This window comes from Priestia sp. TSO9 (assembly GCF_021029645.1).
Taxonomy (GTDB): domain Bacteria; phylum Bacillota; class Bacilli; order Bacillales; family Bacillaceae_H; genus Priestia; species Priestia megaterium_E.
In genome coordinates this window covers 251,602-274,470 of sequence record NZ_JAJEKD010000009.1, presented here as the reverse complement: position 1 = coordinate 274,470, position 22,869 = coordinate 251,602, and the positions used below count along the sequence as shown (strand labels likewise).

The following is a 22,869-nucleotide window of genomic DNA, read 5'->3' as shown; positions in this document are numbered from 1 at the left end:
TAGTATGTGCTCTTTACTTTTATAAGCTTACTAGTTAGCTATCGGCTTCTTTAAAAATACACCGTTTTTCCATTCAGACAGGAATAAGCTCAAGTTTTTGCCTCGGTTTCACTAACGAAAGCAGCTCATGATCTTCTTCTATCACATACCCAATCACGTTCACATTCGCATTTGCAGGCAAATTCGTTTTAGCTATTTGAACCTCTCCTCTGTAACGTCCGTAGCCATCATTGTCCATTGTAATTGCTCCGATTCTGCGCTCGACTGTATGAAATGGCGGCACTGGTTTTACAGATCGAGTATCAACTAAACGCAGAGCGTCTCTTGATACATCTGGACGCACGCTGTACGTTCCCTCTATATGAGGTGAACGAATGCGCAGCGGAATAATGCTGCTTTCTTGATATTGAACTAAACGCTTTAATAAACTTGAACCGACGCATGAATCTCCAATATAAACCTCCGCTACTCCGCAGCCGTATAAATCCACTGCAGAGGTAAAAGGGCATCTATTACGGTCTTTTTCTCTAGTAGGAAGACCTTGATAAATAGGGCCTCTCTTTTCTCCTTCCCCGGGAATATAAGCGCAGACTGGGATACGAAGTTCATTAAATAAATCTGTCTGCTGTTGAAAAAATGTTTCTTCAAGCCCTGTTTCAGGTCGAGGATAAAAATTATGCCATGCAAGCAGCTGATGGTGATGAAGACCTGCACATAAGAGTGCTTCAATTTCTTGTTTGGATAACGTACTTGCATTAACAGCAATATAAAATTCATTCGCAAGCGAAAGAGTTTCTGCTGTGCTAAACCCATCGTCTAGTCTAATACCAGATACGCCAAGTGAAGATAGCGACATAAGGCTTTCAATACCTAAATGAACCGGCGTATGCTTGGATACGTCTGCATACACGCTTATTCCACAATCTCTAGCCACATGAAGCAGTTCTTTTGCCCGTTCAGCCAAATCTCCTTTTTCCTCTGGAATGTGAAGCGAAGTGAATGCACGTGTGACGCCGCACTCACTTGCTTCTATTAATCTTTTTTTAGCATCACTATCATTTAAATAAAACGAAATGCCAATCATTCAAACTCTCTCGCCATTTCATCGTTGAATCCAAAGAAATACGTACAAACAAAGCCGGCTGCGTAAGCAACAACTAACCCGAGTAAATAAAGAAGAATTTGATGCGCATGAACTAAAAACGTAAGCGGCAAACCTGAGACTCCCACTGCTACAGTCGCAATATGAAAGTGCGCCTGAAACGCTCCGCCGATCCCAGCTCCAAGACAAGCGGTTAAAAAGGGGCGTCCTAAAGGAAGTGTGACTCCAAAAATAAGCGGCTCTCCAATTCCAAGCAGCCCTGAAGGAAGAGCGCCTCCAATTGCTCGCTTTAAACGCTTTTTCTTTGTTTTGATATAGATAGCAAAAGCTGCACCGACCTGACCGGCTCCGCCCATTGCTAGTATAGGAAGAAGCGGATCATCTCCAATTGAATTGATAAGCTCTAAATGAACAGGAGTAAGACCTTGATGAAGTCCTGTAATGACGAGCGGCAAAAATGTTGCCCCTAAAACAAAGCCTGCTACAACTCCTCCAACCTCTAAAACTCCTAAAAGGCCTTTTGTGATTCCGTCTGAAATCAAGCCGCCGATTGGCATGAATACTACATACGTAATAATGCCTGTAATTAACACCGTAACGGTTGGTGTAATAATAATATCCAGTGACTGAGGGACAAATTTACGCACTCGTTTTTCCACTACGGCCATAAAGATTGCTGCAAGCAAGACTCCTATTAAGCCACCCCGACCCGGCAAAAGTGCTTCACCAAAAAGTTTAATATCAGCTACGGCAGGATTAATGACTAAAATACCTGCTAAGCCCCCTAAAGCCGGCGAACCGCCAAATTCTTTTGCCGCATTAATACCTACTAAAATACCAAGATAAGCAAATAAGCCGCTTCCGATAACGGTTAAAAGAATAGCAATCTGTGAATCTGCAGGAAGCCACTTCGCTTGAACTGCTGCTTTTGTCACTCCGGTGATAAGTCCAGATGCTACAAGAGCAGGTATTAACGGAATAAAAATACTTGCAATTCGGCGAAGCAAGAGCTTAAACGGAGTTGCATTTTTTTCTTTCAGCTCCGATTTCCGCTGAGTCGCACGGTTTTCTAAATTAATACCGCCAGATTCATCAATTAACTTTTCAAACTCCTCTGTTACTTTGTTTACTTTTCCAGGACCAATAATGATTTGCAGCGTTTCTTCTTCCACTAATCCGAGTACGCCTTCAAGCTTTCGTATATCTGCCTTTTTTACAATTGAATCATCTTTTACAGTCACGCGCAGCCGCGTCATACAATGCGTATACGCTTCAATATTTGATGCTCCCCCAAGCATCTCCAAAATAACCTTTGCTAATTGATGATTATCTAAAGACATGTTAATCCCCCTTTGTATTTTCCTCTTAGATGGATACGGTACTGAGGAAACAGACCACAAAATCCCCTTTTTTGTAATCGCTTTCTTTTTTTATTTCTTAGTTTTCAAAAACTGAATGGCATCCCTTGTTTTATCAATATACTCAATCGTTTGGTCATACTGCTGCGCTGCAATACTTAAAAATAGTACATCAATCACATAAAGCTGGGCTAAACGAGACGATGTAGCTGCGCTTCGAAACGGCGCTTCTTGAGAATAAGACGTATACAAACAAATATCTGCTAAAGACGAAACGGTAGACTGTCCGTATTTGGTTAAGCTAATCGTCTTTACTCCGCGATTTTTAGCTAAAGATAAGACGTTGCTTACTTCAGGAGTCTCTCCTGAAAAAGAGATGCCCACAACTACATCGTCTTTACTTGCATTTGCGATGAGTGTAGCTGCTAAATGGCTATCTGCAAAAGCCGTGGCATTTTTATTAATTCGAAGAAATTTTTGCTGCGCATCCATCGCAATAATATGTGAAGCACCGATTCCAAAAAAATGAATATTTTTGGCTTCAATCAGCGCTAAAACAGCCCGCTCTGCTTCTTTATAATTCACAAGCTCGGCCGTATCACTTAGACTTTGAATGCTGTTGCTTGCCGTTTTTTTGACAATAGATTGAATCGTTTCATTTGTTTCAATATCGCGGTATCCTTGCTCCGTATCTCTAGCTAAATCACCGGCTACTCTTACCTTTAATTCTTGAAACCCGCTAACCCCGATAGATTTACACAAACGAATAACAGCAGCACTGCTAGCATTCGCTAGTCTACCTAATTCTCCAGCCGTACTGTTTACCACAGTATGCGGGTTGTTTAAAATATATTCAGCAATTTTCCTCTCCGAATCAGGAAGCTTAGCCACCGTGTTTTTAATCATTGTTAATCCGCCTGTTGACATCGTTTCTCTCCTTTATACGTAATGTTCAATCGCTTTTCTCACATAACCACCCGCATTATTCAGCAACATCTTCGCGGTGTCATAATTTTCATTTGTTTTGATCATAACCACTGCTGTTTTTACCTCATTATTTGCTTCTTCAAGCGTTTGACTTGCTTGCTCATAAGAAACACCTGTAATTTTACAAATAATACCTATCGCCCGTTCTTTAAGCTTTTCATTACTCACATGAACATCTATCATTAAGTTTTCATACGCTTTTCCTACTTTGATCATAGCCGCGGTAGAAATCATGTTGAGAATCATTTTATGAGCGCTTGCTGCTTTTAACCTTGTAGAACCTGTTAGCACTTCCGGACCTACTACCACCTCAATACTATGGTCCGCTTCTTTTCCAATAAGAGAATGACCATTGCAAGACAGCGCCACCGTTTTAGCTTTTACAGATTTTGCATATCTTAATGCACCAATCACATAAGGAGTGCGTCCGCTTGCAGCAATTCCAATGACTGTGTCTCGTTCATTCAAATGAATTTTTTGTAAATCTGCTGCTCCCAATTCTTCTTTATCTTCAGCACCTTCAACTGCTTTAACAAATGCTTTTTCTCCTCCAGCCATCAATCCCTGTACCTGATCGGGATTGGTACTGAAAGTAGGCGGGCATTCAACAGCATCCAATACTCCCAGCCTTCCGCTTGTTCCCGCTCCGACATAAATAAGCCGGCCTTCCTTTTGAAACGATTCACTTACAAATTCAACTGCCACCGCTACGTCTGGAAGTACTTTTTGTACAGCCAGCGCCACTTTTTGATCTTCTTTATTCATTATGTTTAGAATTTCTTTTGTACTAGCTGTATCGATCTTTGTTGTCTGCTCATTTTGAGACTCCGTTGTTAATAACGTAAGCTGTTCATTCATCTTTTTTGGCTCCTTTTTCATCTTGTAGTGACTTTATGGTTATTATAGTTCGATTGAAATATAATTTCAATTATTTATTTTTATGTTTGAAATTATATTTTAAATGAGACATAAAAAAAGATTTCAGGCATATATCCGAAATCTTTTTTTGTCTATCTATGATTGCTGAGCAAATGTTAACAGATACTCATCTTGCATTAAAACTTCGTAATCTTTTTCACCATTTCTTACGACGTGTACAGGGACTGTTTTTGCTGGAAGTAATTCAACTGGCTCACGATAGCGTTTTGCTACTCCGTTAATAAGTTCGTTGACTAACTGCTCGTTACTCAGCTCACCCGCCTGGTATTTTTCCGCAAGTGGTGTCATGACTTCCGCTAATACACTTGCATCGTTAAATCCTTGAATTTCGACTTGTACGACGTACGCATCATCTTCATCACTATACGCTGCATCTTTAATTTTATATTTTGTAGATGAAAGAGCTTGTAGAAAAGCGCTGCTTACTTCGTTTAACTGCTCATCGGTTATGTTTGAGCTCAATGATGATAAAGCACCTTTAAAATTCGTTTCAAAAAACTCTACAAACGAACTCTTTTGGAACTCCCCTTTTTCTTCTACCTGTTTCTTATCTTGCTGATTCGGATGTTTAGCAACAAATTGATCTGTATTTTGATAAACAGTTGCTTGAATTAAAGCGTCCACGTATTGTCCCGCTTCCTTGGCATAGGCAGCTTGCTTTTCTTTACTTGGCGTTTCAGTGCCGCTATCTTTAGAAGCAGCAGCGGCTTTCGCTTCCACTTTTGGTTTTGTTACATTGTCTAATTGGTTATATGTATACGTATACGTTTGCTTAGACTTTGAGTTTTCTGTTTTTCCGTCTACTTTAACTGAATACGACTGATTTTTTACTACTTTCTTTATTTGCTTCGTTTCTTTATCAATTGTCACAACAAGCGAAAAATCTTTTCCTTTAATTTGGTCAAGGTCTACAGCAGTATCGCTGCCTTGATTTGTTATTTTATAATAAGCTTTAGCATCACCTGCTATAATTTTTTGCTTTTTGTCCTTGCCTCCGTTAAATGTTAATACATACTCTTTGTCTTTTTCGGTGACGTCAAATTCATTTGGAAGGTTTTTATCATATTTTTGATAGTAGCGTATTGGATTTTGTTGAAGCTCCATAGCGTTATTAATTAAAGCCGCAACGTACTTTTTTTCTTCTCCCTGTACTTTTGTGCTTTCTTCTCCAGCCACAGCTAACGTTTCATCACCATCATGATACATCTTCAATTCTTCGCCGTTCATTTTTGTGTTAATGTAACCTGCTTTACTTTTAAAATCAAACTCTTGTACTCCATTTACTTGGTAATCAGAGGCTCCTTCTTCTTTTCCAGTGACCTTCACTTGAACATTTTTCACCTTTTCTTGCGCTTCTTTCACGTCACCCGTTAATTCCTCTGAAGACGGCATCCCACATGCCGAAAGCAATAGAGCGAATGATAGTGCTAAGCTGGTATTCATTATTTTTTTCATATAAGAAACTCCTTTTTAAATATTTTTCCAAAAATAAGAATCTATGTACTTAGTAAATACACAATTTTACCATTTATAAAACCCAACTTTACTAAATTACCATATTTACATTTAAATGGTAACTAACAAAAGAAGGAAATTGCACAATAAAAAAGTCACGAATCCGTGACTTTTTTAACAACCTTCATAACTTATTTTTGTTAACGTTTTCATTTTAATCTCTAATAATTCCATTACTTGTCCCTATCAGTACTTCTTTACCTTGTTGATTTCGATATACTGATTTAATTTTCACTTTTTGAAAACCATCTGCTTTTTCTACTTCAGTTAATATGCATTCACAGGTAACTGTATCTCCTGCAAAAACTGGACGAAGAAATTCACTCACCATTTCTCTTGCAATGTAGTTTAAGTCTCCTCCTATTTTTGTTCCAATACTAGCAGTCATAAGTCCATGTACCATTAGCCGCCCTTTTTCGTCACGTTCTATATGATGTTTGCCCCGGTCTCCAGTCATCTCCGCAAACTGCATGATTTCTTCCTCTTGAAACGTTCTTTGCCACGTAAATGTATCTCCTGCTTTACATTCCATCTTATCCATCCCCTTAAGATTATGAATTTACTTTTTAACTATATCACAAAAATGAACAGTCATTCATTTTATGTATCAAAAAAATAGCAGAATAAATATATCCTGCTATTTTTGACAAGTAGGACAGTAATAAAGCCTTCTAGAAGCAGCCTGCACTTTTAAGATAGGCGTGCCGTCAATTCGGCAAGTTTCTCCTTCACGGTTAAAAACCCAGTGGCGGTATGCAGAGCGCTTTTGCCCTTTCTTTTTTAACGTTTCAGCAAGCTTTACATTATTTGTAATGCCACCTGTTTCATAGGACTGTTTGACAAGAGAAATGGTTGCGTCAGCTGCCTTTTTAAGTTGTTCTTCCGTGCAGTCTACGGGACGAGCTGCAGGGTTAATTCCTGCTACAAATAGGATTTCACTGCGCAAGTAATTTCCAATCCCAGCTATAAAGCTTTGGTCTAACAGCAGCGACGCCCATTTTCTACGGTAAAATGGTTTAGAATAAAAACGATTTAAAAGCTCACCTGCCGTTACTTCTTCACTTAAGATATCAGGACCAACTCTTGATACAAAAGGATGAGCTGGAACTTCTTCATCACGCAATACTTCAATATCAGAAGCGCTATAAAGTAGCGCTGATTTTTTTTCATTATGAATCGCAAGGCGTAGCTGTCTGTTTGTAGATGGATAATTGTAAGATGAACGAACATACCATTTTCCATAAAGCTGATTATGTGAGTAGATGGTATAGCCGTTGTCAAAACGAATAAGCATAGCCTTTCCTTTTGTATCTACTCTTTTAATGCGAGCTCCTGTTAATACTTCTTCATAGTGCTGCAAAGATGGAAAAGCAAACCATATCTCGCTGACGGGAAGACCGATAATCGCTTTTTCCACTTCATCAGCTGCTCGTCTAATTTCTGGACCTTCTGGCATATAATGAAACTCCTTTCTTGCCTGACTTTCTTCATTTATTATTTCCGTTTTATTTCTGCTTTGCAAGAAAGAAGCGGTTGGGCTCTTCTTTTCCTAAAAGAACCTTTAAATTATGCATGACGGTTACTCTTATAGTAAAATGTTGATACCTTTTTTTACTTTCTATAGTGTTTATCTTACTTCCTTTGACTTATACTAGTTGATAACCTTTTAGAAACTTGTTAATTATCTATATATGAGGAGTTTATTATGAACAATCAATCATTTTCTCCACTATCAGCCGCCGAGATGGCTGTTATTTGGAAGCAATATATGAACGATAAAGCAATTTCTTGTATGCTCAAACATTTTCTGTGTCATGTAGACGATTTAGATATTCAAAAAGCGATTCAAGGTACACTGCACATCACAACAAAAAACAGTGATGCGCTCACTGCTATCTTTTTAAAAGAAAATATGCCAATTCCGCTTGGCTTTGGAGACGAAGACGTTGATGCTGAAGCACCAAAATTATTTTCGGATTCTTTTTATTTGCTTTATTTGAAGCATATTTCAAATGTCCTTCTGCTGTCAGCAACTACGGGTGTCGATGTTGCCGCAAGAAGTGATGTACGGTCTTTCTTTCGAAGCTTGCTGTTAAAAGCGGAAAAGCTTAACCAAACGATTACAGATTTGTTGTTAGAAAAACAAATCTTTATAGAGCTTCCTCCTATTCCTATTGCAGATGCGTCTGATATGAACGACAAAGAGCTTTTCTTAGGGAGCTATTTTGATGAAAAGCGGCCGTTAACCGTCATTGAAATTTCTCATATCGTGTCAAGCATACAGACAAACTTAATTGCAAAGGATTTAATTTTAGGGTTTGCTCAAATAGCTCCTTCTCAGGACATTCAAGCTTTTTTATTAAAGGGTAGAGAACTTGTGCAGCAGCATATTGAATCTCTGTCACAACCGCTAATGGTAGAAAACATACCTGTCACAATGAAGTGGGATTACGGAGTAGAAAAGTCTTCCGTTCCTCCATTTTCAGAAAAACTCATGATGTTTCACCTAGCTGCGATGATTACTGAAAATGTACGTGGATATGGGCTTGCGATGTCAACGAGCCCGCGTTTAGATCTCGCTTTAAACTATACAAACTTCACGACTGAAATTTTGGAATGCGCCAAAGAAGTATCAAGAATAAGCATTGAACAAGGATGGCTAGAAGAGCCTCCGCATATTCCATTCCCAAAAATTCATTTGGAATAAAAATGAGATTGGGGCATAACGAAATGAACCCAATCTAAAGACGAGCAATGAGTTGGACTGCTTGTGACACCGCTGTTGATTTCCGTGCAAGGCTTGGCTTTCAGCGGGCGCCCGCTGAGCCTCCTCCTTGCTTCTCACCTGTTGCGCTTTTCCCGCAGGAGTCTTCGCCTTGCTCTACAAACAACAGCTAGAAGCACCTGCATATATGAAACCTACGTTCATTATGATTACAAAAAAACACGAACTATTCATCCATTTTTGATGGATAGTTCGTGTTTAACTTTAACTACACTACTTTTGTCACAGCCTCATTTTTTGGATTCTCTCCACAGTAAATAAAGAAAATACGGAGCGCCGATAATGCCAATGATTAATCCAGCCGGAATTTCAATCGGAGGAGCAATTCCTCTCCCGATTAAATCTGCTGCTAGTACAAACAAAGCTCCAAGCAAAGCGGCTGTAGGAATCAATTTTTTGTGTCTCGGTCCCACTAACCGTTTGGCCACATGAGGAATAATAAGTCCTACAAAGCCAATTGTGCCAACTACCGATACAACCGCAGCCGTCATTGCCACTGCGCTTGCCAGCAATACTAGACGAATTAACTCTACTCTAGCTCCTAGTCCTCGAGCCACTTCATCACCTAAATGAATTAAATCTAACCGGGCAGCTAACAGCCAAATCAGCGGTACTAATATAACGACCCAGGGAAGTAAACCAATTAATTGATCCCATGTTCTTCCCCATAAGCTGCCGCTCAGCCAAATCAGTGCCGCATTTACGTTTGGATTTGCTTTTGAAATTAACAAGTGAATACCGGATGAACAAAAAGCGCTCACTGCTACACCTATTAATGCAAATCGAATAGGTTCTACTCCTTTTTTATAAGCAAGCAAATAGACGATTACAAAGACAAGCGAGCCTCCTGCAAACGCAGCGACGGATAAAACAGATGGGCTTGCTAAAGGCAGTAAAATAGTGACTGCAACAGCTGCTAATCCTGATCCACTTGATAGACCTAATGTATCTGGGCTAGCGAGTGGATTTCTCATAATGGACTGTACGACGACTCCGGACACAGCTAGGCCGACTCCCGTTAAAATAGCCAGCAAAATACGAGGCAGACGAAATTCTACTAAAATGGACGTCAAGTCAGGATCGCCAATACCAATAAAAGACGTAATAATGTCTAGAGGAGGTATGTTAATGTCTCCTAAGCTAAGGCTTATCACACTCAGCGCTATAATTAAGACAGAAAGAATGATAAACAGGCCGACAGACTTGAATCGAGATGGCTGCTTTTTTGTTTTATTGACCGTCTGCATATAACTCATGCCTTCCTTTCTGTTTTTTTACGTCTCGCTAAGTAAATAAAGTACGGCGTTCCGAGCAACGCTGTTACTGCACCTACAGGAGTCTCATACGGGTATGTAATAAATCGTGATAATACGTCTGCTAACAGCAATAAAGATGCACCAAGCAGCGCGCTCATTGGCAAAACGCCCCGGTAATCTACACCTATTAAATAGCGTACCATATGAGGAACAACAAGCCCTACAAAGCCAATGGGACCGGCAATTGCCACCGAAACACCTGCTAATACAATCACAACAACTGCCGTGAACGCTCTAATAGCAAAGACGCGCTGCCCAAGTCCTCTAGCTACGTCATCTCCTAAAGACAATAAAGAAGACGCTCTTCCCAGACCAAACGCAATAAGCAGGCCCGCGATGCTAAAAGGAACCAATACATGAACATGTCCCCAATCTCGCCCAATAACTGAACCGGTGAGCCAGAACATAACGCCTTCTGTTTTGCTTTCATTAAAAATCAGCAGCGTTTGCGTGAGAGACATAAGCATACCTTGTATAGCAACACCTGTTAAAGCAAGCTTTACATCACTGTCGCCTCCTTTAATCAACGAACTCATGACATAAACAATAACAGCGGCAAATGCGCCTCCTAAAAATGCACCAAATACCCCGCCAATCATGCTTACACCAGGCACTAAAACCGTTAAAAATACCATTGCCGCTGATGCGCCTGCATTAATACCAAAAATACCAGGAGAAGCTAATGGATTTCTAGTTAATGCTTGCATCAACGCTCCAGCGACAGCCAAATTAGCGCCAACAAATGCCGTTACCAGTAAGCGAGGCAGACGGACAGTTTGAATAATAGACTGTTCTTTTGATCCGTCAAAATTTAGTATAGCTTGCTTAATCGTTCCAAAAGAAATATGTATAGAACCGATGGAAATAGATAAAAACATTGAAATCAGTAAAAGAATAATAACCGCAAGAAAAATAGCTATTATACGAAGCGGAGATTTGGTTCTTTTGGATAAGCCGTGAACAGCTTTCATAGTAGACTGCGCCTCCTTTCATTTGAAAGTTCATTAAAAAGAAAAAAACAATCCCGCTGGATTGTTCTTTTCTTCGTTATTATTTGCCTTCAAATAATAACTTTTCTGCTTCATCTGCAATACCATTTGCACCTTGTACACTTCGGCGAAGAGACCATTTAAATACATCAACTTCATACACTTGATTATTTTTAACCGCTTTTAGCTCTTTCCATAATGGCTGTTTTGCTAAAGGCGTATGACCTTTTTCATTTCGCATAACAATGAGTTTGTCCGGATCTGCTTTTACAAGCTGTTCCATTGTCATTTTTACACTGTACTCTTTTGTAGGATCTGTTAATGCATTTTTGAAGCCTAATTGCTCAAGAACACCCGTTGTAAAGAAATTTGAAGTTCTAGCATTAATATTACCATTTGCATCAGCGATAACAAGTACATTGCCCGGATTTTTTGGTGCTTTTTCTTTTAAATCCTTCATTTTTTGCTTATGCTCTTCTACCACTTTTTCAACTTTTGCTTTCTTGCCAACCGCTTCTCCTACTTTTAACTCTGTATTTAGTAAATCATCGTAATTAGCATTTAAGTTTTTCAACTCAATCGTTGGCGCAATTTTCGATAATTCTTTGTATACATTTTTATGACGTTCTGAATCGGCGATAATCAAATCGGGCTTCAGCAGTTTAATCGATTCCAAGCTTGGCTGCGCTCGCGTGCCAACTGATTTGTATCCTTTGATTTCTTTTAGTACATCTTTATCAATAAGCTGTTCTGCTTTATCATCATCAGCTACTCCTACAGGTTTGATACCAGCATCTAACAATGCATCAATAAAGCCTAACTCTAATACGACTACTCGCTTTGGATTCTCTTTTACCTTTGTCTCTCCAAGCTCATGCTTGACCACTCTTGTTTTTTCACTTTTTTCATCAGCTGAATTTTCCTTATTCGTGCTGCTGCAGCCGATAAGCATTCCGATTGCCAGCATTGTAATAAAAGCCAGCAGTCCTATTTTTTTCTTATTCAAATGTCATTCCTCCTGCTTGTATCTTTATGTAGATAATCGACTCTTGAAACTGATAATCGTTATCATTATATCAGTTTTATCTATTTAAACAAGCTGATTCGTTATTTTTTACTTAAAAAAATTAGATCTATTCTATAAAAAAAGAAAGGACGCAGCAGGAGCGTCCTTTCTTTTTAATCTTCAATACAAAGATACTGAATCACTTCTTTTAAACTTTTCTCTTTCATCGATTCGATGTGTAAGTGATATCTTTCGAATGACAGATGTTTAGTTAACGGATTTGGTACAATCACACAGCGCAAGCCTGCTGCCATAGCAGCTTTCGCTCCATTAGAAGAATCTTCAAATGCTAAAGCTTCAGAGGGCTCTACTCCTAGCTTTTCAATTGCATTTCGGTAAAGAGCCGGATCTGGCTTCACTTTTTCTACATCATCGCGCGTTTGAATGACTTCAAAATAGTGCAGCAAATCTAGCTCTTTTAAAAATGCTGTTACCCAGTCTCGATATGAGCTGCTTGCTAAACCAATTTTTAATCCAAGTTCTTTTGCTTCTGCCAAGTACTCCGCTACACCTTCTCGGGCTACTAATGATTTCATTTTTTCTTGATGACGTCTTAACGATTCTTGAGCTAGTTCCTCTTTTGTGAACTCATTGTTAAACTGCTGAAGCAAGTAATCGTAAAGTGCCGTAGCATCCGTTCCCACATAAGAAGCAAACGTTGCAATCGGTAGATCTACTCCCCTGTCTTCTAACATTTCGCGGTATACTTCATACCACACTGATTCTGTATCAATAATTAATCCGTCAAAATCAAACACAACTGCTTTAATCATAATTTACCTACCTTTTTCTATCTTATCGTCCTTACATAGTAACACGTTCAAAATACGTAATCCATAAATGTGGCTTCCTTAATAAGATAGGCTTAAACAGGTAGTTTCTATCCTTACTTTTCTCCGACTTTCATCAAAGGTGACATTTCTTCTGTTTCCTTAAACTCAATGGAAGACAGCTGCCTTCTAAAACCTTTCGTTGCATACACTAAATAAACTAAACCAGCAATCGCCCAGCCAATACCAAGTAAAAAGGAGTTGCGCTCCAAGTTAAGCCATAAAACGCCAATCGCTGCTGCTCCTAACAGTGGCATAACAATGTATGACCAAAATCCCTTAGCCGACCGGTGCTGCTTTTGATGAACAGCATAGTGCGCAATAACCGAAATATTAACAAAAGAAAACGCAATGAGTGCTCCAAAATTAATAAATGATGTAGCTGTTGCCAGGCTGAAGAAAATGGCACTTGCTGATACAACTCCGACTAATACAATATTTCGCGAAGGGGTGCGCAGCTTAGGATGAACATAACCAAAAAATGACTGAGGTAAAATTCGATCGCGTCCCATTACGTATAATAAACGCGAAACGCTTGCATGCGATGACATGCCTGATGATAATGTTCCTGCAATTCCTCCAGCTAAAAAGACAATTTGAAACAGCGTACCGCTCACATACATAGCAATTTCAGGAGCCGCAGCGTCTGGATGCTTGAATCCTTCTAACGTCGGGAAAACCGCTTGAATAAAATAAGATGTCACAGTAAACATGACTCCTCCAATTAACGCCACTAAAAAAATAGCTTGCGGAATCGTTTTTTTAGGATTAGGCGTTTCTTCTGATAACATAGCCACTGCATCAAATCCTAAATAGGAAAAACACATAAGTGTAGCTCCTGCTATTAGTCCTGATGAGGTCATGTTCTGATTAAAGAAAGGCTTCATAGAAAAAAGAGTCCCTTCTCCCATTCCTCCTAGCAAGGCTTTGATTGAAACAGCAACAAACAATACTAAAATCGTCATTTGAAATACAACAAGAAATGTATTGAAATTGGCGGTGAAATTAACGCTTCGTAGATTTAGCAGCGTAACGATAATGACGAAGCTGACAACCCAAATCCACGATGGTACCGAAGGAAAAATAGATGATAAATAAATTTGAAAAATAAGTGCGTTAACCATCGGTAAAAAGAGATAATCCATTAGTGCAGACCAGCCAACTAAGAATCCTAAATGTGGATTGATTGTCTTTTGCGTATATGTATAAGCTGACCCTGCATTTGGAAACACTTGAATCATCTTTTTGTAGCTTACTGCCGTGAGAAGCATCCCGACAAGGGCTATGATATAAGACGTGGGAACGTGTCCATTCGTCATATCAGACGCAATCCCAAACGTATCAAACACTACCATCGGAGTCATATATCCGATCCCCATTAATACAATCTGCCATAATTTCAACGACCTTTTTAATGTTACTGTTTCATGTTTCATTTATCTTCCCCCTTCACTTTATTAAGAACATTCTGACAATTTAATCCATAAATGCATATGATTTAATTTCTTTATATAAAAATGAATGACTTTCATTCATTTTTATATAAAGGGTTGTTACGTTTACTATAGCAAATATATGATTTATTTCTTTAAGTTGGTAAGGGTTGCTAACAAACTATCTTTTTCTTTTATCATATTATGAAAGCGTTTTATTTTAAATAGCTATATGTTCCTAATCTCCTGCTATATCAACGCAGAAATACCCTCTGAATAAGAGGGATTTCTGCTTACAAGCCGTTATTCAATCATCGTATCCAATGACTCTCTTTTCGTTTTCACTGCAACTAAACTAGCAAAATCATGAATGATTGTAGCTGCAAGCAACGAGGTTATCTGAGTTGGATCATAAGAAGGCAGCACTTCCACCAGGTCAAATCCAACATAGTTAAATTCTGTCAGAGAACGAATCATTTGCAGCGTTTCTCTGCTGCTGAATCCGCCTACTTCAAGCGTTCCTGTTCCTGGTGCACAAGAAGGATCAACAAAATCAATATCAAACGTTAAAAAGCACGGCGTATCTCCAATCGCTGTCTTCATTTGCTCTAAAACCACTGAAAATCTTTGATGTTCAAGCTCCCCTGCCGTTACTACATGATAACCGAGGTCTTTGCTTTCTTGAACATCTCCCGGATGATTTAATGTTCCACGGATACCAATTTGAAAGACCTTCTTTGAATCTACTAGCCCTTCTTCATATGCGCGTATAAAAGGAGATCCGTGCCAATATTTTTCATCGTAATACGTATCCCACGTGTCTGTATGAGAATCAAAATGAATCATAGCCACTGGACCATATCTTTTAGCAGCAGCACGAAGGCTTGCTAAGGTAATCGAATGATCTCCTCCAATTCCAATTGGAACAATTCCTCTATCCATAAGAGTGCCTACCGCTTCTTCCATTAATTCATAGCTTCTGTGAATATTATGCGGAATAACGGGCACATCACCAATATCGATAGCATTTGTATCATCGAATGGATATACATTGTGTACCGGGTGATAAGGAAACAGCGTCATGGAAGCTTGGCGAATTGCCTGAGGTGCAAAGCGCGCACCTACTCTGAAAGATGCTGCCGTATCAAACGGCATCCCTACTAGCCCTACTTTTGCATTTCCTCTTTCCGCTGGAAGCCTCATAAATGAGCCTGTTGTACAAAATTCTGGTTTGACATCTGGGGACAATGGATATTTCATGATTTACTCCTCCGTTTCGATAATTTCAGTTAGTCGCTAGGCATTTGTACTACTAAAATCATCGAAAGCAATACGGGAATAAGAAACGTTTGACGATTCATATTCATTGCTCCTTGTTACATTTATTGGTTACTTAGCTCATTTAATACTTTTTCAAATGTAGAAATGACTTGATCTACTTCTTCCGCTGAAATAGTCAACGGTGGCTCAATACGAATTGTTTTAGAGTTTACAAGCGTCCCAGCTACTAGAATTCCTTCATCAAACATACCTTTAGAAAGCGCGTAGCCAATTTCATCTTGGTGAAATTCAATTCCAATCATTAAACCTTGCCCTCTGATTTCAAGTACTTTATCTCCATGTTTTTCAGCAGCTTTCTTTAAACCAGCAAGGAAGTATTCCCCTAGCTCTTTCGCGCGGTTTGGCAGCTGTTCTTCAATCAACACGTTAATAGTTGCAATAGCCGCTGCGCAGGCAAGCGGGTTGCCTCCAAACGTTGTTGTGTGCATAAACGGATTATCAAAGAAGCTTGAAAACACTTTTTCTTTTGCTACAACCGCGCCAGCAGGCATAACTCCTCCTCCAAACGCTTTAGCAAGACATAAAATATCAGGTACAACACCGTATAGTTCTGATGCAAACATTTCACCGGTACGTCCCATGCCTGTTTGAACTTCATCAAAAATTAAGATAGCGTCGTACTCATCACATAGTGCACGCACTTCTTTTAAATAATTTTCAGGAGGAAGAATAATGCCGCCTTCTCCTTGAATTGGTTCTAATAAAACAGCTGCCACATCTTCCCCTACAAGCGCGCACGTTTCAAATGTTTTGCGCATCATGTCAATATCACCAAACGGCACGTGACGGAAACCTGGAATTAACGGCAGAAATGGTTTACGGAACATTCCTTTTGCCGTACCTGATAAAGAACCTAGACTTTTTCCATGAAAAGAACGTGTTGTGGAAATAAACGTTGTTCGATCACTATACATTTTCGCTAATTTTAAAGCGGCTTCTACACTTTCTGTTCCGCTGTTTGTGAAAAAGGAATACTTCAAATCCCCCGGTGTAATATCTGCTAAAATTTTCGCAAGCATCGCACGAAGTGGATCTAATAAGTCTTGGCTATGGAGCGCTTGACGCTGAAGCTGATCTTGAACAGCCTTGACTACTTTAGGATGACGGTGCCCCACATTATAAATTCCAAATCCGCCCAAACAATCAATGTATTTCTTGCCGTTTACATCCGTAAAACAAGAGCCTTCATCTGACCATTCAACAGCTGCGAACTGCGTATCTACCGTTACTGTTTTGCGATATTCTAAAAAGCCCGGGTTGACATGCTCACGAAATCCGTCTACTGTTTCTTTCGTAATCCACTGCGCTTCTTCAGCTGACACTTCGCTTTTTTCAATAAGTCCCAATACTTTGTTGATATATTCGTTTACTTCACCATATGCTTTGTTTACCTCTTGATTTTTCGTCACTGTATTCATTTTAATATCGCTCCTTCTCTACTTTTTAATTTTTAAACCAGCCGATTGGCTCTACTTGTAAATTAATATTAATTTGTTTTACTTCTTGAAATTCTTCCAATCCAAACGTGCCCAGCCCTCGACCAATCCCGCTCTGCTTATATCCGCCCCAAGGCGCTTCGTTAAATGTAAAATGATACGTGTTTACCCAAGTGATGCCCGCACGCAGCTTTTTAATCACTCGAAGAGCTTTTGCGCCGTCGGTTGTAAACACACTGCCTGCCAAACCATATTCCGTATCATTTGCAAGCTTAATAGCTTCTTTTTCGTCTTTAAACGTTTGAATAACAACAACGGGTCCAAAGATTTCATCTTGCACAATTTTCATATTTGACGTAACGTTGCTAAAAACCGTAGGTTCTACAAAGAATCCTTTTTCCAATCCACTGCTGGTGATTCGATTGCCTCCGCATACAAGGTGAGCGCCTTCTTGCTTTCCAATTTCGATGTACTTTAATACTTTTTTCATATGTTCTTCACTTACAAGAGGGCCCATTTCAATCTCTTGTTTCATTCCATTTCCTACTTTAATTTTTTGAGCACGCTCTGCAAAACGTTCAATAAATTTCTCAGCGATGCTTTCTTCTACTAAAATACGAGAACCTGCAGCGCAAATTTGGCCGCTACCTGCAAAAATTCCAAATAAGGCATAATCTACAGCTGTTTCAAAATCAGCGTCAGCAAATATAATGTTCGGTGACTTTCCTCCAAGTTCTAAAGAGACTTTCGTTACATTCTCTGCTGCTTGACGCATAATGTGTTTTCCTGTTACCGTTCCGCCTGTAAAGGAAATCTTATCAACACGCTTATCTTGAATAAGCGTATTTCCTACAGTATCTCCGGCTCCCATAACAAGGTTTGCTACTCCTTTTGGCAATCCTACGCTTTCTAAAATCTCAAAAAGTTTTGTAGGAGTAACCGGTGTCACTTCAGAAGGTTTAAATACAATCGTATTTCCTGCAGCTAAAGCAGGTGCAATTTTCCACACGCTCATCAACAGCGGATAATTCCAAGGTACAATCAGCCCGCACACCCCAATTGGTTCTTTTATAACCATTGCTTGCATAGGTGCAGGAACACTGTACGTTTGACCGTCTGGCTTTGTAATTAATCCAGCGTAATATCTAAAACAAGCAGCTGCGTCTTCCACATCAGCCTCAGCTTCGCGATAGGGCTTTCCGTTGTCCATTGTTTCGAGCGCTGCTAATTCCTCTTTCGCTTCCTCAAGCTTATCGGCAATTTTAAATAAGATAGCTGCTCTTTCAGATGCAGAAATCTCAGACCAAATTCCGCTGTCAAAGGCTTCCCGTGCAGCTGTAATCGCTGTTTTCATATCTTCCGCGCTGCCTTCTGCAGCATATCCAATTACTTCACCTGTTGCTGGGTTAACAGTAGGACGCTGCTTCTCTGCTTTTCTCCACTCTCCGTTTATATACATATTTAAAGTTAACGTTTTAACGGCTGTACGATCCATAAGATACCTCCTTGTTAAATAACGACTGATTGTCAGTCATTTTAATAGAAAAAACTTATATTTCTGATAATTTATTGTATATTTTGAATGAATGTCAGTCATTTTGATAGGTGTAATATCAGCAGTGCTAATATTACACGAAAGGCACAAGAGAACGCTTTAAGAATTGAAAAAGTTCTTCCTTTGATTGTTCAAGTGTGACATCTTGCTCTCGCCCGATATAAAAAAGTTCAGCAGCGTTTTCAATCAAGTTGATCATCGTTTTAGCTGTCCATTTAACGTTAAGCTGTTTGATGAGTTCTTCTTTTTTCACAGCCTCATTTAATACCTCTTCAAACCAGTTGTAATAAGGTAAATAAATAGCTTCCCATGTTTCTAATGAATAGTCAAAAGCGAGCCCCGAATAGCATAAAACAAGAACATCTCTATATTCATCCGTTGTTTTATACGTTTCGTCAATCATTACCTCTAATGTACTTAAAAAATTTGTTGCTGTTTTAGCTCTTTCTTTGATTTTGTCAAGCGATAAAGAAAGTAAGTTCTCTGCAATAGCAGGAACAAGGGCATTTTTAGATCTGAAATAAAGATAAAAAGTTCCTTGAGCTACACCTGCACGCTTCACAATGTCTGAAATTGACGTTTTATCAAGCCCCTTTTCAGATATAACTTCAATCGCTGCCTGTAAAATCTTATCGTATTTTTCACTTGTGCTTGTAACCAAATCTTTCCCTCCACCTATAAAATGAATGACTTTCATTCATTTTACTATATGCAATGAAAATTATGCAAGAGAAAATTTTCTGAATCTTTAAATTTAATCAAAAAATCGGTCGTTTTCCAGCTTTAAAAATATTTTTTATTTTATCAATTTTCTCCTACGCTTCTTATGTGTCTTGCTGTTATTTCCACTCCTTTTAAAATTCAAGGTAAAAGCTGATGTAACGATCTTTAAGCACCTATTCTTCTTAAAAATAACTTTATTAGAAAGATATTTTTCCTCGTTCATTTATACAGCTTGATTGTCCAATTACTCTTCACTTGAAGTTGACGGAGTAAAAAAAAGAGTGGTAACATGTAAAACTGATTCTACAGTCACTTATTTCATCCATTTATTTCCCATATTTTCTCTTAACTACGATGTACATTTTTAGCTAAAAATAACTTTATAACGCCGAAAAATCACCCACTCTATTTCACATTTTATATTTTCTATGTTTACCACCTAAAAAAACCGGGTATACACTTCGTTGTGTTTAGCATCCGTTCTACATATCAGTCAGATTGATTTAAAACTTTATAAAGGAGTTACACTGCATGAAGAAACCATTGTTAATCAGCATGATTTGTTTTCTTCTAGTTATTACTTCAGCTTGCGGCAACGGTAACGGGACATTTAAAGATAAAAAAACCATTACCATCGGCATGAATAACTATACCGAAAACATCGCCTACACGTACGTGTGGAAACACATTTTAGAAGATCGAGGCTACAAGGTTAGAACTGTTTTCTTAGAGAAAGCCGGTGTTTGGGTAGGAACAGCTAATGACGATATTGATATTTCATTTGCACCATGGCTACCTACAACAGATGCGCCTTTTTACAAAAAATATAAAGATCAAGTGAACATCGAAGACCCTTGGCTTAAAAACGCGCGCTTAGGATTCGCAGTTCCCGCCTATATGAAAGATGTGAACACAACGGAAGACCTTGCTAAGGTTGCTTCTGATGTCGATAACAAAGTAATTGGAATTGACCCAGGCTCCAGTATTAACGGATTAGCCGAACAGGCGTTAAAAGATTATAACCTTAAAAGCTATACGCTTGTAAAATCGTCTGAGGCAGCTATGCTCAGTGAACTGCGCAAAGCCTATGATGCCAAAAAACCAATTGTTGTTACTATGTGGAATCCTCACTGGGCTTTTGCAGACTTTGATATCAAATACTTAAAAGATCCTAAAAATTCGTTTGGAGACCCTGACAACATTTACACAATGACAAGCAAGGAATTTAAAAAGACAAATCCTCAAGTCATAAAATGGATGAATAATGCACAGATGAATGATAAATTAATCAGTCCTCTTCTGTCACAAGTTGAAAAATCTTCGAATCCTGAAGAAGCAGCGCAAGAATGGGTAAACAAGCATAAAAAGCTAATCGACAGTTGGACAAAAGAGTAATGAACGTAAATGAAAACAACAATTGAGGTGGACATATGGAACACGTAAAATTAAAAGTACAAAATATAACCAAAGTGTTTGGTAAGAATCCGTCAAAAGCGATTGATTTACTTCAAAAAGGAAAAACAAAAAAAGAAATTCTAGAAGAAACAGGAATGACAATCGGGGTTAATCAAGCAAACTTCGAAATTAAATCCGGTGAAATCTTCGTTATTATGGGCCTGTCTGGAAGTGGTAAATCCACTTTAGTTCGTATGTTTAATCGCCTTGTTGAACCAACATCTGGATCTCTTATTTTAGACGGTGACGATGTAGTAAAAATGAACAAAGAGGAACTTCGCGACATGCGCCGAAAAAAAATGAGCATGGTTTTTCAAAACTTTGCCCTATTCCCTCACCGTACGGTTCTTGATAACACAGAATACGGATTAGAAGTTCAAGGTACACCAAAAGCCGAGCGTGAAAAGAAAGCAAAAGAAGCGCTTGAATTAGTAGGTTTGAAAGGGTACGAAAATCAATACCCTGGTGAACTGAGCGGCGGTATGCAGCAGCGCGTCGGACTGGCCCGAGCACTTGCCAATGATCCTGATATTTTATTAATGGATGAAGCATTCAGTGCACTAGATCCGCTTATTCGTAAAGACATGCAAGATTTCTTACTGGAGCTTCAAGAAAAAATGGAGCGAACAATCATTTTTATTACCCATGATCTTGATGAAGCTCTTCGAATCGGAGATCGCATCGTTTTAATGAAAGACGGCAGTGTTGTTCAGGTAGGAACACCTGAAGAAATTATGACAAACCCTGCCAATGATTATGTTGAGCGCTTTGTGGAAGACGTTAATGTAGCTAAAGTATACACAGCTGAAAGCGTGATGAACCGTGCCGAATCTATTACCGTAGACCGAGGTCCGCGCGTGGCTCTTAAAATCATGCAAGAAGCTGGTTATTCAAGCATCTACGTCGTAGACAAGAAAAAAACTCTTTTAGGAGTTGTAACTGCAGATGATATTAGCCGTGCCATTAAACAAGATAAACTGACAGCAGACGTATTAGATACGGATATTCCAACTGTTACAACAGATACGCTACTAGAAAACTTGTACGACAAAATGGTTATCAGCCGCTTTCCGCTACCGGTTGTAGATGAAAACCATCGTCTGCGCGGCATCATTAAAAAAGAACGAGTGATTGAAGCACTCGCCGGTACTGATAGTAATGAGGTGAACGTAAATGAATAGTATTCCTAAAATTCCCGTTGGCAATTGGATTGACCATTTTGTCACGTTTTTAAATGATAATATCAAAGGTTTTTTTGATGTTATTTCAGCTATTGTCGATGGTATTGTAAGTTTTATTGTACTAGTGTTAACTTTTCCACCAGCATTAATTTTAATCTTAATTGTCGGAATCATTGCTTGGTTTTCAAGTGAAAAATGGTCATTTACTATTTTATCGATGATTGGCCTGTTATTTATTCTTAATCTTGGCTACTGGCAAGAAACCATGGACACACTAGCCCTCGTTTTAACAAGCGTACTGATTTCGATTATAGTAGGAATTCCGCTTGGCATTTGGGCATCTCAAAGCGAAAAGACGGCTCGAATTATTACGCCAATCTTAGACTTTATGCAAACAATGCCCGCATTTGTTTATTTGATTCCAGCACTTTTCTTTTTTGGGATCGGTGTGGTGCCAGGTGTTATCTCGTCTGTTATCTTTGCAATGCCTCCGACGATTCGCTTAACGAACCTAGGTATTCGCGAGGTACCCGCTGACTTAGTAGAAGCAGCAAATGCCTACGGTTCAACAACAAAACAAAAATTATTTAAAGTACAGCTTCCATTAGCTACAAAAACCATTATGGCAGGAATTAACCAAAGCATCATGCTATCTCTTTCAATGGTTGTTATTGCCTCTCTTGTAGGTGCTCCGGGACTTGGTGCGGAAGTATACCGTGCAGTTTCTCGACTTGAAGTCGGCACGGGCTTTGAAGCTGGAATTTCAATCGTTATTTTAGCGATTATTTTAGATCGTATTACGCAATATTTTGGAAATCGTTCAAACCAACGAGCATAAGTAAAAAAAGAAGCCAACTC

20 protein-coding genes are annotated in these 22,869 nt (G+C 39.0%); 4 read left to right on the top strand and 16 right to left on the bottom strand.

The features are described 5' to 3' along the window. Positions 1-73: 73 nt before the first annotated feature. The 7 genes from LJC66_RS04190 to nei form a co-directional block, all read right to left on the bottom strand. Positions 74-1,084 (bottom strand): MupG family TIM beta-alpha barrel fold protein, encoded by a 1,011-nt coding sequence (locus LJC66_RS04190; protein ID WP_230931852.1) that lies wholly within the window; start codon positions 1,082-1,084, stop codon positions 74-76. Beyond that, positions 1,081-2,442, bottom strand: a complete 1,362-nt coding sequence (locus tag LJC66_RS04185) for a PTS transporter subunit EIIC (RefSeq protein ID WP_230931851.1) — start codon at positions 2,440-2,442, stop codon at positions 1,081-1,083. The genes LJC66_RS04190 and LJC66_RS04185 overlap by 4 nt, the downstream gene beginning before the upstream one ends. Before the next feature lie 90 nt (positions 2,443-2,532). Continuing rightward, positions 2,533-3,387 carry a MurR/RpiR family transcriptional regulator gene (locus tag LJC66_RS04180; protein WP_013081906.1) on the bottom strand — a complete coding sequence of 285 codons (855 nt, stop codon included), beginning with the start codon at positions 3,385-3,387 and terminating at the stop codon, positions 2,533-2,535. Between the two features lie 12 nt (positions 3,388-3,399). Further along, positions 3,400-4,305 (bottom strand): N-acetylmuramic acid 6-phosphate etherase, encoded by a 906-nt coding sequence (murQ, locus tag LJC66_RS04175; RefSeq protein WP_195695260.1) that lies wholly within the window; start codon positions 4,303-4,305, stop codon positions 3,400-3,402. Positions 4,306-4,461: 156 nt separating this feature from the next. Next, a complete protein-coding gene (locus LJC66_RS04170; RefSeq protein WP_230931850.1) occupies positions 4,462-5,841 on the bottom strand; it encodes a DUF6612 family protein in 1,380 nt (459 codons plus the stop codon). Between the two features lie 214 nt (positions 5,842-6,055). Next, entirely contained in the window at positions 6,056-6,433 is a 378-nt protein-coding gene (locus LJC66_RS04165) for an FAS1-like dehydratase domain-containing protein (RefSeq protein ID WP_013055587.1), read from the bottom strand. A gap of 105 nt (positions 6,434-6,538) precedes the next feature. Then, entirely contained in the window at positions 6,539-7,357 is an 819-nt protein-coding gene (gene nei / locus LJC66_RS04160; RefSeq protein WP_230931849.1) for an endonuclease VIII, read from the bottom strand. A gap of 249 nt (positions 7,358-7,606) precedes the next feature. Between nei and LJC66_RS04155 the strand changes: the two genes are divergently transcribed. Continuing rightward, positions 7,607-8,608 carry a DUF3231 family protein gene (locus tag LJC66_RS04155; RefSeq protein WP_230931848.1) on the top strand — a complete coding sequence of 334 codons (1,002 nt, stop codon included), beginning with the start codon at positions 7,607-7,609 and terminating at the stop codon, positions 8,606-8,608. 308 nt (positions 8,609-8,916) lie between these two features. Here LJC66_RS04155 and LJC66_RS04150 read toward each other — a convergent pair whose 3' ends face one another. The 9 genes from LJC66_RS04150 to LJC66_RS04110 form a co-directional block, all read right to left on the bottom strand. After that, complete coding sequence (locus tag LJC66_RS04150; protein ID WP_013081899.1) at positions 8,917-9,933, bottom strand: FecCD family ABC transporter permease; 1,017 nt, start codon at positions 9,931-9,933, stop codon at positions 8,917-8,919. A 5-nt stretch (positions 9,934-9,938) separates the two neighbouring features. Continuing rightward, positions 9,939-10,973: a FecCD family ABC transporter permease gene (locus tag LJC66_RS04145; protein WP_195695266.1), complete on the bottom strand. Its 1,035-nt coding sequence runs from the start codon at positions 10,971-10,973 to the stop codon at positions 9,939-9,941. A 79-nt stretch (positions 10,974-11,052) separates the two neighbouring features. Beyond that, positions 11,053-11,997: an ABC transporter substrate-binding protein gene (locus LJC66_RS04140; protein ID WP_195695267.1), complete on the bottom strand. Its 945-nt coding sequence runs from the start codon at positions 11,995-11,997 to the stop codon at positions 11,053-11,055. Positions 11,998-12,170: 173 nt separating this feature from the next. After that, positions 12,171-12,830, bottom strand: coding sequence for an HAD family hydrolase (locus tag LJC66_RS04135; protein WP_014461428.1), 660 nt, complete (start codon positions 12,828-12,830; stop codon positions 12,171-12,173). A 113-nt stretch (positions 12,831-12,943) separates the two neighbouring features. Continuing rightward, positions 12,944-14,323 carry an APC family permease gene (locus LJC66_RS04130; RefSeq protein WP_195695268.1) on the bottom strand — a complete coding sequence of 460 codons (1,380 nt, stop codon included), beginning with the start codon at positions 14,321-14,323 and terminating at the stop codon, positions 12,944-12,946. Positions 14,324-14,623: 300 nt separating this feature from the next. Continuing rightward, positions 14,624-15,580 carry an agmatinase gene (gene speB / locus LJC66_RS04125; RefSeq protein WP_230931846.1) on the bottom strand — a complete coding sequence of 319 codons (957 nt, stop codon included), beginning with the start codon at positions 15,578-15,580 and terminating at the stop codon, positions 14,624-14,626. A gap of 122 nt (positions 15,581-15,702) precedes the next feature. Then, positions 15,703-17,079 (bottom strand): putrescine aminotransferase, encoded by a 1,377-nt coding sequence (locus tag LJC66_RS04120; RefSeq protein WP_230931845.1) that lies wholly within the window; start codon positions 17,077-17,079, stop codon positions 15,703-15,705. A 25-nt stretch (positions 17,080-17,104) separates the two neighbouring features. Further along, positions 17,105-18,592, bottom strand: a complete 1,488-nt coding sequence (locus LJC66_RS04115) for an aldehyde dehydrogenase family protein (protein WP_230931844.1) — start codon at positions 18,590-18,592, stop codon at positions 17,105-17,107. Positions 18,593-18,725: 133 nt separating this feature from the next. Further along, a complete protein-coding gene (locus tag LJC66_RS04110; RefSeq protein ID WP_230931843.1) occupies positions 18,726-19,313 on the bottom strand; it encodes a TetR/AcrR family transcriptional regulator in 588 nt (195 codons plus the stop codon). A gap of 593 nt (positions 19,314-19,906) precedes the next feature. On the opposite strand from LJC66_RS04110, the gene LJC66_RS04105 reads away from it, so the two are divergent. From LJC66_RS04105 to LJC66_RS04095, 3 genes are read left to right on the top strand one after another with little or no spacing between them, the layout of a single operon-like run. Then, positions 19,907-20,770, top strand: coding sequence for a glycine betaine ABC transporter substrate-binding protein (locus tag LJC66_RS04105; RefSeq protein ID WP_230931842.1), 864 nt, complete (start codon positions 19,907-19,909; stop codon positions 20,768-20,770). 35 nt (positions 20,771-20,805) lie between these two features. Further along, positions 20,806-22,011 (top strand): quaternary amine ABC transporter ATP-binding protein, encoded by a 1,206-nt coding sequence (locus LJC66_RS04100; protein WP_013081886.1) that lies wholly within the window; start codon positions 20,806-20,808, stop codon positions 22,009-22,011. Next, positions 22,004-22,849, top strand: coding sequence for an ABC transporter permease (locus tag LJC66_RS04095; RefSeq protein ID WP_230931841.1), 846 nt, complete (start codon positions 22,004-22,006; stop codon positions 22,847-22,849). The genes LJC66_RS04100 and LJC66_RS04095 overlap by 8 nt, the downstream gene beginning before the upstream one ends. Positions 22,850-22,869: the final 20 nt, after the last annotated feature.